Below are 12,544 nucleotides of genomic sequence, written 5' to 3'. Positions count from 1 at the left end.
GCAAGCATGGTAACTAGAACAATATTTGTCGGGAATAGCGTCTCTTTTATGATAGAGGGTGCAGGCCTTGTTACCTCCTAGTCCACGAAGCTCCCCCTCAAAAATCTTATCGCATTGATGTGGAATGATTTTTCGGTATCAATAACACATTAAAAAAACAAGTAAATCGATAATTCGAAAGTCGACTAGATGCTCTCTCACAAAAAACAACCTCTATCATATTGTTTTATTTTAATATTTATACAAAGGATAAAATAAAGAGCAAAAGTTGCCAAAATAACCCAGCAGGGCTACCTACTAAGGTCTAGCCAGTCTGCTAAACAGGCTTAGTAATGCCTTGACTTCGGAGCTTCCGCATGCCTTCCTTCAATGCACCTGCTGTCAGTGTCATCATCCCTGTACGAAACAGCGGCCGCTACTTTCGGGAATGCCTCGACAGTGTTACGGGACAAACATTACATAATATCGAAATCATCATCATTGATGACGCATCTACGGATGGAAGCGATGCCGTTGCCGAAGCCTACGCAGCCCAGGACTCCCGGATTACCATCATCCATCATGACGAATCCACAGGTGCCGGTCCGGCACGCAATGATGGTATGGCCATTGCCCGTGGAGAATATATTGCTTTTATGGATAGCGATGACTTGTACCCGAACGCTGACGTCCTAAAAAAACTTTACTGTACAGCCGTAGAAAAAAAAGCCAACATCTGTGGCGGATCTCTTTATAAAATAGATGCTGACGGAAATATCCTGGATATGAAAATTCCTGATCAATATTTTGAGAAGGATGGATGGATTAACTATAGAGATTATCAGTATGATGGTGGATTTTATCGTTTCCTATATAAAAACTCTTTTTTAAAAATATATAAATTAAACTTTCCTATCCGGTTACGTTTTGAAGATCCTTTATTTTTTGTTAATGCTATGTTAGCTGCTCAACAATTTTATGCACTAACAGCATGGGTTTACAGCTATCGAAAAGAACATAAATCTACCCATTGGCTTCAAAAAGAAAGTCAAGACCACATTCAAGGCGTCTTGGAGCTTCTTTTTTTGTCAGCAACATATAATTTAGAACTTTTGCACTCATTGATGATAAAAAATTTATTTTTAACTCTACGTTTTCGTGCAAGATATTTAAATAAATACCAAAAAATATCTATATTACGGACTTCATTTCCTTATTTATGGAGACAAAAGTTATACCATAAAAGAACAATAATAAAAAATATACTACTAGTTATCTTTAGTTAGCTGATAAGCATAAAAGGGAAAACAAATGAAACAGACTATAAAATTCTCTATAATCATCCCTTGCTATAATGCAGAAAAAACACTGCATAGATGTCTCACTTCTGTATGTAATTCCATTCTCAAAGAGATTGAAATTATCTGCATCAATGATGCCTCAAGTGATACCACTCTCCAAGTATTAACTGAGTTCAAAAGAAATGATTCTCGCATAAAAATTATTAATTTTGATAAAAATCAAGGTGCAGCAAAAGCTCGAAATGCAGCATTAAAAATTGCCAAGGGAGAAATTATTGGCTTTGTTGATAGTGATGATGACGTAGATGAATGTCATTTCAATGACATATATATAAAAATGAAAGAGACAAATTCGGATATCAACATAATATCTTTTAAACAAATAAATCCAGATAGCATTATATATAACCATGAACTCGCAAAGTTTATTTCTAGGTTTGGATCAGATATACATCGCTTTGATACAGCCGAGAAGCTTATATTTCTTGTCGATTATTGCTGGCGTTGTTCAATACGGCGCAGCTTCTGGAAAAAGTATCAAGTATACTTTCCTGAACATATAAAAGGATCGGAAGATCAATGCTTTTGGAAGCCTCAAGAATTGCTAGCAAAAAGAATTTCTCTTCTTGATACATATAGTTATAATTATTATTGGAATCCACTAGGATTATCCAAAGCAGATAAAGCTCTTTGCGAAACCATACGCGGCCACGATGAAATGGTCGCCCGTTTGCCTCTCAAATTCCATTTACGTATTATGGAAAAATGCTTTTGGTGGATGAATGTTTCAAAAATGAGAGACAAAAAACTACAGAATAGACTTAAAATAGAATACAAAAAGAAACTATATCTGAAAGCTCAAGAATTAGGAATAAAAAATTATGAGTTTCCATCATTATACAGTTATACATTTCTAAAATATATAAAAGTATCAAAGAAGAATTGCATAAAAAAATATACTATACTAAACATTCCGATAGTAAAAATAGTATATTCCCCTAATTATTATACAACATACATACTTGGCATAGCTGTTAACACAAAAACATACAACATCAATGGAGGCTAATATGTATACAGACGATAAAACTACACAAATCGTAATATCAATGCTTAAAGCATATAATATAAAAAATATTATTCTTTCACCAGGAACAAGAAATAGCGCATTCAGCGCTAGTATTCAATGTGATTCCTTTTTCAAACCGTATTCTGTTGTTGATGAACGTAGCGCTGGATATTTTGCAACTGGTTTAGCCTTTGAAACAAATGAACCTGTCGTAATATGTTGCACAGGAGCAACAGCAAGCCGTAATTACCTTTCTGCATTAACAGAAGCTTTTTATAGAAAACTACCTATCATTGCAATAACTTTTGGTTATGAATATGGAGACTTGCTATTAACCCCCCAGTATATAGACAGATCAACATCTCAAAATGATATCAAATTACGTTCCACTACCCTTCCCCAAATAACTGGAACAATCGCTCAAAAGCGTTGTGAATTGTTATTGAATGATACACTAATAAAGTGCATCTATGGAAGAGGTCCAGTACATATCAACATTTTACATTTTACATACAAGTTTTGCACAACTTCTCTCCCTACTGTCCATAAAATAGAATATAACTCTGCATATACGCTTATTGACAATCTGGAGGTCCTTCTCAAAAATTTTAGCAATAAGCGTATCGGCATTTTCATTGGATCTCACAACAAAATGTCACCAAATCTGACATATTATATATCAAAATTTGCAGAAAAATACCATGCACCTGTTTTTGTAGATCACACATCAAACTATCATGGTAAGAATAAGGTTCTTATTGCTCAAATATGTGATATTTTGGAAACAGAGAACCTTCCTGATATTATGATAGACTTAGGAGAAGTTTGTGGACAATACTCCCTCTCACGGCTTTTTAAAAAAGCATCAGTATGGAGATTATCAGATAGTTTGAATGTTAAACAACGCGCAGGATTAGTTACACACCTTTTTCACTGTGACGAAGAGTATTTTTTTAAATGTTTCTCACAGCATACATTAGATATCTCTATCTGCAACTATTTTGAAGAAATCACTAAAGAACTAGAAGATATTTGTATCAATGATCTTCCTTTTTCGACACCATATATTGCTCAACAATATGTAAAAAGGATTCCTGCTGGATCTATTTTTCATGCTTCAATATTAAATTCTCTTCGAAGTATAAATTTTTTCGAGTTTGCAACTAATATAGATGTTGTCAGCAATGTAGGAGGATTTGGTATAGATGGAGCTTTATCAACTTTATTGGGACAATCTCTTACGAATCGTCTATGCTTCGCTCAAATAGGAGATCTTGCCTTCTTTTATGATATGAATGCACTCGGAAATCGGCATATCAAAAATAATATACGTATCTTACTCATTAATAATGGATTAGGCGCTGAATTTGCCATTGATCAACAGCATCAAAAAAATTTAGATAGATACAATATTGATGAATTTATTGCAGCACAAGGACATTTTGGAAAAGCAAAAGAATGGGCAGTGAGCTGTGGATTTGATTATATGTCTGCATCTAGCAAAGAAGAATTTCTATCGAATATAGATATTTTTTGCAATCCGGACATTGCTCATTTTAAACACCCAGTTCTATTTGAAGTATTTACCAAAAAAGAAGATGAAATAATTGGAATAAATACTATTCGGGCATCAAAAAAAAGAAAAGAAAAAATCCCTCCCCAGAATGCATCTTTATTATCTCATCCTACAGAGCAGCATCGCTTCAGGGATAAATTACTTTCTTGCCTAAAATTAAAATAACAAAGGAGCATTGCTGATGAATAAAAATACTTCCCCAAAAGTTGGATTGCTCAATTTCCACTTTGCTAATAATTATGGTGCCGTTTTAGTTGCATACTCACTAAAAAAAACAGTCGAATCTCTTGGATATCGAACAGAGATTATCAACTACGTTGCACAAAAAGCTTTTGGAGTAGGAGCATTTTTACATTTTCGTGGTAAATATTTAGCTCCGATGTCTAAAGAATATACACAAAAGATGGCCTTACAGGCTGATTGTAATAAGTGGGACTACATTATTGTAGGATCAGACCAGGTTTGGCGCATGTTTAAAACAGATATTTATATGCTTAGTTGGGCGAGTGGCTCCTGCAGTTTGATTAGCTATGCAGCTAGCTTTGGCCACGATGCATATGATGGTAGCTTATCTCGCTCCATGGCCTATACCTTGCTCAAACGTTTTGACGCAATTTCTGTCCGAGAGAATTCTGGAGTTGATATATGTAAAAATGATTTTTCAATAAATGCTGTACAAGTTCTCGATCCAACTTTTTTACTTTCTCCATCGGAATATGATGAAATTATCCAAGGAGAAAAAGTAAGACTCCCTAAGGTACCTTATATTTGCGGGGTCTTCCTTAGCGCTAAGGCAAAAGAATTTCATTCAAACAAAAGTTATATGAAATCTCTCAGAGAAAAATATCCTATTATAGATCCTATTAGAGATGAATCGGGCAAAATGAGACCTGTCGCAGAATGGCTTGCACTCATAAAAAATGCTACCTACGTGATCACAAATTCGTTCCATGGCGCAGTTTTTTCAATTATTTTCAACAAACAATTTATTCCTGTAATGCATGAAGAATTTAATGGTAATGCTCGTATCCCATCTCTGCTAAGTATGTTCGGAATAGATACCTCTCGTATCGTATCATCCCTGGATGATATAACGATAGAGTCTTTTGAAAAAAAGATAGATTATGAAGAAGTTAATCATCGATTAGTTGAACTCAAAAAAAGATCACTTAATTTCCTAAAAAATTCTCTTAAAAATACTCCTCAATATAAAGACCCCTGGAAGCCAGTAGATCATAGGAAGGCTTTTAATAGTTTTAGCCTCAACAAAGCTGAAGGGATCGATGACGATGATTGGGCTTTTTATAAAAAATGGGTCGAATTAAAACTAGCAGAACCCTTAGCCTTCCCTGAACGTTTCCTTAATTTAGAGAAACGGATTCGTGATCTTGAAGAAAAAATAGAAAAATATAAAAATGCAAATAATTCAGTGAAACATAAAAATCTACTACATAAAATAAAAAGTTTTTTAATAAAAAAATAAGGAACGCATAGATTATGAACACAGATAAAATAAAAATTCAAACTTGGTTTGTAACTGGAGCTTCTAGCGGTATTGGCTATGAAATGTGTAAACAACTATTAAACCGAGGCTATAATGTCATTGCTGTTGCAAGGCGTATTCCTTCGTTCCACGATGACAAGGCATTATGCCTTTCTGTCGATGTTACGAATGAAGATGAAATCAAAAAAGCTTTTTCTGAAGGCATATCCCGTTTTGGATCGATTGATGTTCTTATAAATAATGCAGGTATATCATCAAATTTAACATTTGAAGAAATATCAAATGAAGAGATGAGAAATGTTATAGAGGTTAATTATTGGGGCGCATATAACACGATGAAAATTTTTTTGCCGTATTTTAGAGAAAAAAAATATGGTACAATAATTAATAATACTTCACAAAGTGGAATATCAGTTCGAGCATTTGGGGCTGCATACTGTTCCTCAAAGCATGCCTTAGAAGGTCTTACAGCCGTTATTTGGCATGAAGCACAGCGCTTTTGTAGAGTTATGGCTATTGAGCTCGGCTTTTTTCCTGGCACTGAAGTTTTAAAAAACCATTCACGAAAAGGTACACAAATTCCAGAATATAAAGGAATACCATTGTTCTATAAAAAATACGACAGGAATTTTACAAACAATTTAACTTTAGCAATCAATTCAGTTATAGACACCGTGGAAAAAGATAAACTTCCACGTCGTCTAATTTTAGGAAAGGATGCTCTCATACAGATATCAACAGAAGTTGATTATATATTATCTGATCTCAAAAATTCAAAAGAAAGAGCTTTAGCTTGTTCTATTCCTAATAAAGAATATGTATTATCTTTATTCGGAATAAATTTTTTTAAACAAAAAACATTTCCAACTTATAAATTATACACATTATTCGGAATCAATATTAAAGTTAGAAAATAATTCATAGGTGATAAGATGCAACCTTTCCGCAAAGTCGTCGTCCCTGTGGCCGGCTGGGGGACACGTTCCCTGCCGGCCAGCAAGAATGTGCCCAAGGAGATGCTGCCCATCTACAACAGGCCGGTCATCCAGTACGTCATGGAGGAAGCCCTGCGTTCCGGCGTGACCAGCGCCATCTTCGTCACCAACAGGGACAAAAGCGTCATCGAGGACTATTTCGATTACAACCTGCAGCTTGAAGCCGTCCTGCAGCGGGGCGGCAAGCAGGACAAGCTGGCCGAGATCCATCAGGTAGCCGAAATGGTCAACATCATGTCCGTCAGGCAAAAGCAGCAACGCGGCCTGGGGCACGCTGTCCTGTGCGCCAGGGACCTCGTCGCCAATGAACCGTTTGCCGTCATGCTGGGGGATGATATAATGTTTGGCAGTGTCCCCGGCATCCATCAGCTGATCGAAGTGGCGCAGGCCGAGAACATGCCTGTCGTCGGTGTGATGGAAGTCCCACAGGAAGAAGTCAGCAAATACGGTATCATCGACGGCGAAGAGATCGCTCCCGGTGTCTACCGCGTACGGGATATGGTGGAAAAACCTGCTGTGGACAAGGCGCCTTCCCGTCTTGCCGTGGTCGGCAGATATGCCCTGTTCCCGGATATCTTCGATTATCTGGACAAGGTGGAACCCGGTCATGGCGGTGAGATCCAGCTGACGGATGCCCTGAAGGCCCGGGCCCGCGAAAAGGGGATGTTGGCGGTGAAACTGGCCGGCATCCGCTTTGACGCCGGTAACTGGAGCGATTATCTCACAGCCAATATCTACTTTGGCCTGCAAGATGAGAACTTGCGGTATGACCTTTTGAAAAAGCTGAAAAACATCATCCAGTTCGAATAACAATCATGCTGAGCATCCGTTTTTCCAATACTGGTCCCCTGTCTGTTATCGCCGGCCCTTGTGCCATCGAGGGCCGGCAACAGACATTGGAAGCGGCCGCGGCCCTGAAGGAGATCTTCCTTCAGGCCGGTGTTCCCCTGATCTTCAAGTCCAGTTTCGACAAGGCCAACCGCAGTTCCGGCGCCTCCTATCGTGGCGTGGGAATGACAGAAGGGCTGTCCATCCTGGCGGAAGTGCGGGAACGCTACGATGTTCCCGTCATTACGGATATCCATTTGCCGGAACAGGCCATACCCGTGGCCGAAGCAGTGGACATGTTGCAGATCCCGGCATTCCTCTGTCGACAAACTGACTTGCTGCTGGCCGCGGCGGCTACGGGAAAACCGGTGAATATCAAAAAGGGACAGTTTCTTTCGCCCTGGGAGATGCGTCACGTGCTGGCCAAGGCCTGCAGTACGGGCAATGAGCGCATATGTCTGTGTGAACGTGGCAGCAGCTTCGGCTACAACAATCTGGTCGTGGACATGCGCGGACTGGAAATCATGAAGAAAACCGGGCATCCTGTCATCTTCGATGCTACCCATTCCGTGCAGCTGCCCGGTGCGGGCGACGGCAAGAGCGGCGGTCAGCGGGAATTTGTGGCCCCCCTGGCCCGTGCGGCCGTGGCCGTGGGGGTGGCCGGGCTTTTCCTGGAGACCCATCCTGATCCCGATGTCGCTCCCTGCGACGGCCCCAACATGCTGCCCTTCACAGCCCTGCCATCTCTGCTGGCTACGCTCAAGGATCTGGATCGTATTGCCAAGGCAGGTATGGCAAAAATGGACAAGGAAGTTACGGTATGCGTACTCTAGCCGTCAGCGTCCTTGAACTTACTAGTTTATACAAAATCGTATATAAAAAGTATGTTCAAAAAAATCATTGCCATCATTTTGTGCATCGTATTTCCCCTGCCTCTCTTGGCAGCAATCTATATGGTAAAATATCATGGAAATGTAAAAACACATAAATTTCATAATTCATTCTGCTCAGAATACTATAATAAATATTCTTTTGTCCCTTTTAAATCTGTGCGGGAGGCAACAATGGCAGGATATAAAGCATGTAAAAAATGTTCAAAATATAATAAATAGGACAGAATATAATATTTCTGCTCCATAAGCAGCCAACAAGGACATCAACATATGCGTACCCTAGTCGTCATTCCCGCCCGGTATGCCTCTACCCGCCTGCCGGGCAAGCCCCTGCTGAATATTTGCGGCAAGCCCATGATCCGGCGTGTCTATGAAGCTGTCCAGAAAGCCACCTTGGTGGATGCGGTGCTGGTAGCTACGGATGATGCCCGCATCATCCAGGCCGTAGAAGACTTTGGCGGCCGGGCCATCCTGACCTCTTCCCGATGCGCTTCCGGTACGGATCGCCTTGTGGAAGTGGCCCGGCAGGAAGAGGCAGATATCTATCTGAATGTCCAGGGCGATGAGCCCCTGCTGCGCCCGGCTGATGTGGACAAGCTGGTGGAAGCCTTGCGTGACTGCCCGCATATGGCAGCTGCGACCCCTTGCTACAGAATCAGCTACGAGCAGGCCTGCGACCCCAACTTGGTCAAGATCGTACGCAGCGATAGCGGTGCGGCCCTTTATTTCAGCCGGGCCCGTATCCCTTTTGACCGGGACGAAGAAGGGACGGGCGCCTATTGGGGACATATGGGCATGTATGCCTATCGCCCGGACGCCCTGAAGATCTTCGCGGATCATGAGCCGGGGATGTTGGAACGCACGGAAAAACTGGAACAACTGCGCCTGCTGCAGCATGGCGTCGGCATCCAGACCGTGGAACTTCCACCGTGCGCGCCGGGTGTGGATACGCCTGAAGACCTGGAGCGGGTCAGGGCCATCGTGAAGGGCAAAGAATTCTCTACTTCTGCGCCTGCGACGCCCGCTACAACTTCACTGGCAGACATCCGCCTGGTCATCACTGATGTGGACGGTGTACTGACCGATGGAGGGCTGTATTATGGCCCGGATGGCGAATGCATCAAACGCTTCCACGCTCAGGATGGTCTAGGCATGGTCATGCTCCGCAAAGCGGGCATCCGCGTGGCAGTCCTGTCCGGCCGGGACTGTCCGGCCCTACGCCGTCGTCTGAACGATTTGGGGATCGACATGTTCCGTCTGGGCAAGGTCGAAAAACGCGCAGCCTGCGAAAGTCTACTGCAGGAGGCGGGCGTCAGTGCACACGAAGCCCTGTTTATCGGCGATGATCTGCCTGATCTGGATGGATTCGCCTGCTGCGGGCTGGGGGTAACTGTGGCCAATGCCCGGGACGAGGTCAAACGTGCGGCAGACATCGTCCTGCAAACCCAGGGCGGCCAGGGGGCCTTCCGCGAACTTGTGGATATGCTTCTGCCACAATGATAAGGCCATTCGTATGACTCAAGGTAAATTCATCCCGACAGCGGCAACTGTCCTCTACCAGGAGGCAGACGCCCTGCGTGTACTGGCGGACAGCCTGGACACCGCTTTTGATGAAGCTGTAGACTGCTTGCTGCATATAGATGGACGCATCGCAGTTACCGGCATGGGCAAGAGCGGTCATGTAGCGCGCAAGGTTGCAGCTACATTGGCTTCTACGGGCAGTCCCGCCTTCTTCATCCACCCGGCGGAAGCCAGCCATGGGGATCTGGGCATGCTGGCCAAGGGGGACGCCGTACTTGCCTTCTCAAACTCGGGAGAGACCCAGGAATTAACGGACATCATCGCCTATGCGGCCCGCTATCGCCTACCACTTGTTGCCGTCACAAAACGGCCTGACAGCATGCTGGGAAAAAATGCCGATTATGTGTTACAGCTTCCTGATGTGAAGGAAGCCTGCCCTATCGGTTGCGCCCCCACGACATCCACTACCATGCAGCTTGCCCTGGGGGATGCTCTGGCTCTGACGCTCTTGCAGGCGCACGGCTTTCGCCCGGAAGATTTCCGGCGATTCCACCCCGGCGGGAAACTGGGGAAAAAACTCCGGCAGGTCAAGGAGATCATGCATGTGGGAGAGACCCTGCCCCTGGCCGATCCGGATACTCCCATGGGCGATGTCATCTACATCATGAGCAGCAAGGGCTTTGGCGCTGTCGGAGTCACAGAAAAAGGCAAACTGATCGGCTTCATCTCGGATGGAGATCTGCGACGCCATATGGCCCCGGACCTGTTGCAAAAAAAAGCACGGGACATTATGTCATTACATCCTTTTTCACTGTCGCCCGAATGTCTGGTGGAAAAGGCTCTGGCATTACTGGCAGAACGCAAGATCACCAGCTCCTTTGTGGTTGATCATGACCGTGTGATAGGATTCATCCATGTCCATGACATGCTGTAACCAAGGAAAAATGGTAATGAAACGTCTGCTTCCTCTCGTGGTATGCCTGCTGCTGGCAGCTTGTGCTCCCCGCAATAACGATCAGGCTGCTCCGGCGAACCAGCCAGTACTGTCTCCTGACCAGCAGATGGCCAATTTTTTGGGAGATAGCCATCCCGGCGCCTCCGCGTCTTTTTCCGGCACAAGCTACGGTGACTATGTGACGGTGACCACGCGCGAAGATTATATCTCTGCCCTCGGTGAACTCTGCCGTGAAGGTCTTGTCAACAGCTCTGGAGGCATCTCCCGTATCGCGGTCTGCCGTGACAAGAAAGAGCAAGCATGGCGTCTGGCTCCCCGTATTTTTCCTCAGGGGGCCCTTTAGATTATGACAACGGCTCCCGCGCTGGATACGCAGGTGCGTGTCATTCTAGCTCTGGCCCTACGTGAAGTGCACACACTTTACGGTGGCAAAAGCTTGGGCTATCTCTGGGCTATTATTCAGGCGGCCTTTGGCGTAGCCGTCTTCTGGGCTATCCGCCATTTTGCCCATGCATCTGCTCCCCATGGGATGACAGTGTTGACCTACTTGGTGGCTGGTTTCGGCGTCTGGTATATTATCAGCCAGACTATCAGCAAATGTATGACCGCCATCGATGGAAACCGTGCACTACTAACCTTTCCTCAGGTAACCCCCCTGGATATCATGCTGGCGCGTTGCCTTGTTGTCACTGCCACTCAAGTTATCAGTATGGCCATTATCCTAGGATGTGGGATTGTTTTCGGGTATACAGTAGCAATCTCTAGTGTGGGGATGCTCATCATCTGTGTGCTGCTGGCTGCTTTTCTGGGACTGGGACTGGGGACTCTGCTGGGATCTCTCGCGGTCTATCTGCCAGCCTTGCAACAGGTCGTCCCCATGATCATGCGCATCCTCTTCTTTGCTTCGGGGATCTTCTATTCCGTCAGCGCGTTCTCCCACAGAGTAGGCGATTTCCTGATGCTCAATCCCATCATGCAGATTATTGAACTCGTCCGCATGTCCCTGGCCAATGGCTATATTTCCCAGTATGCGGATTTTTGGTATGTGGTGCAGGTGACTTTGGGATCCTTGTTTTTTGGATTGTTGCTGGAACGTTATGTGCGCCGGAGAGTGGCCCAATGATCCGCCTGCGTAACGTGACCAAAACCTACCGCATGAAGGCCGGGCGCCGCCTCATCCTCGACGACCTAAGCGTGGATTTCGTCCCTGGTGTCAATGTCGGAATCCTGGGGCGCAACGGAGCGGGCAAATCAACTCTGATGCGCATTCTCGGCGGTGCCATCACGCCAGATCATGGCACAGTAGAACGTACCAGTCGGGTCTCCTGGCCCATCGGCTTCAGTGGTTGTTTCCACGGCAGTCTTACCGGACGGGAGAACTTGCGCTTCGTCTGCCGGATTTACAAGGCGGACATCCGGCAGGTGACGTCCTTCGTAGAGGAGTTTACTGAACTGGAAGACTACCTGGACATGCCGGTCAAGACCTATTCTTCCGGCATGGCGGCCAAACTGGCCTTTGGGCTCAGTATGGCCATTGGTTTCGATTTTTATCTCATCGATGAATTGACCGCCGTGGGGGACGCTTCCTTCCGTCAGAAAAGTCAGCGTGTCTTTCTGGAACGAAAAAGTACGTCCACTTTGCTGGTAGTTTCACACCAGATTGCCACGATCAAACAACATTGCGATGTGGCCGGTGTACTGGATCGTGGCAAGATCATTTTCTTCGACCGGATTGCCGAGGCGGTCAAATACTACAACGCCATTTGTAAGCAACCTAGTAATCCACGCTATGTCTGAACCGAACTCCCCTGAGCAAAAGTTTCCCCTTGCCACCGTATCGGAAAAGGCCGCGCCGGGCTCCCCTGCTGCGCCTGCAACTCCGGCTCAAGCTCCCAAGCCGACGCCCACTCCCGCAGCGAAGCC

The 12,544-nt window shown here is 44.6% G+C and carries 12 protein-coding genes; all 12 read left to right on the top strand.

All coding sequences use genetic code 11. The annotated features are described in order from the left end of the window. Positions 1-356: 356 nt before the first annotated feature. Positions 357-1,265 (top strand): glycosyltransferase family 2 protein, encoded by a 909-nt coding sequence (locus DESPIG_RS13235; RefSeq protein WP_006006541.1) that lies wholly within the window; start codon positions 357-359, stop codon positions 1,263-1,265. Between the two features lie 25 nt (positions 1,266-1,290). Continuing rightward, positions 1,291-2,349, top strand: a complete 1,059-nt coding sequence (locus tag DESPIG_RS13230; protein ID WP_006006539.1) for a glycosyltransferase family 2 protein — start codon at positions 1,291-1,293, stop codon at positions 2,347-2,349. 1 nt (position 2,350) lies between these two features. Next, entirely contained in the window at positions 2,351-4,090 is a 1,740-nt protein-coding gene (locus tag DESPIG_RS13225; RefSeq protein WP_006006537.1) for a thiamine pyrophosphate-binding protein, read from the top strand. A 16-nt stretch (positions 4,091-4,106) separates the two neighbouring features. Further along, positions 4,107-5,408 carry a polysaccharide pyruvyl transferase family protein gene (locus DESPIG_RS13220; protein WP_006006535.1) on the top strand — a complete coding sequence of 434 codons (1,302 nt, stop codon included), beginning with the start codon at positions 4,107-4,109 and terminating at the stop codon, positions 5,406-5,408. A gap of 14 nt (positions 5,409-5,422) precedes the next feature. Beyond that, positions 5,423-6,346: an SDR family NAD(P)-dependent oxidoreductase gene (locus tag DESPIG_RS13215; protein ID WP_006006533.1), complete on the top strand. Its 924-nt coding sequence runs from the start codon at positions 5,423-5,425 to the stop codon at positions 6,344-6,346. 15 nt (positions 6,347-6,361) lie between these two features. After that, complete coding sequence (galU, locus tag DESPIG_RS06550) at positions 6,362-7,234, top strand: UTP--glucose-1-phosphate uridylyltransferase GalU (RefSeq protein ID WP_006006531.1); 873 nt, start codon at positions 6,362-6,364, stop codon at positions 7,232-7,234. Between the two features lie 5 nt (positions 7,235-7,239). After that, positions 7,240-8,085: a 3-deoxy-8-phosphooctulonate synthase gene (gene kdsA / locus DESPIG_RS06545; RefSeq protein ID WP_006006529.1), complete on the top strand. Its 846-nt coding sequence runs from the start codon at positions 7,240-7,242 to the stop codon at positions 8,083-8,085. Positions 8,086-8,415: 330 nt separating this feature from the next. Then, on the top strand, positions 8,416-9,645 hold the full coding sequence (kdsB, locus tag DESPIG_RS13210) for a 3-deoxy-manno-octulosonate cytidylyltransferase (protein ID WP_081446842.1): 1,230 nt from the start codon (positions 8,416-8,418) through the stop codon (positions 9,643-9,645). Positions 9,646-9,658: 13 nt separating this feature from the next. Further along, a complete protein-coding gene (locus tag DESPIG_RS06535) occupies positions 9,659-10,600 on the top strand; it encodes a KpsF/GutQ family sugar-phosphate isomerase (protein WP_006006523.1) in 942 nt (313 codons plus the stop codon). Between the two features lie 16 nt (positions 10,601-10,616). Continuing rightward, positions 10,617-10,964 carry a DVU3141 family protein gene (locus tag DESPIG_RS06530; protein ID WP_006006520.1) on the top strand — a complete coding sequence of 116 codons (348 nt, stop codon included), beginning with the start codon at positions 10,617-10,619 and terminating at the stop codon, positions 10,962-10,964. Between the two features lie 3 nt (positions 10,965-10,967). Then, entirely contained in the window at positions 10,968-11,744 is a 777-nt protein-coding gene (locus DESPIG_RS06525; protein WP_006006517.1) for an ABC transporter permease, read from the top strand. Continuing rightward, positions 11,741-12,418 carry an ABC transporter ATP-binding protein gene (locus DESPIG_RS06520; protein WP_006006515.1) on the top strand — a complete coding sequence of 226 codons (678 nt, stop codon included), beginning with the start codon at positions 11,741-11,743 and terminating at the stop codon, positions 12,416-12,418. Before DESPIG_RS06525 ends, DESPIG_RS06520 begins: the two co-directional genes overlap by 4 nt. Positions 12,419-12,544 lie beyond the last annotated feature (126 nt).

It is taken from the genome of Desulfovibrio piger ATCC 29098 (genome assembly GCF_000156375.1).
Classification (GTDB): Bacteria; Desulfobacterota; Desulfovibrionia; order Desulfovibrionales; family Desulfovibrionaceae; genus Desulfovibrio; species Desulfovibrio piger.
The sequence above is the reverse complement of the archived record's forward strand: the minus strand, read 5'-3'. Positions and strand labels throughout refer to the sequence as shown.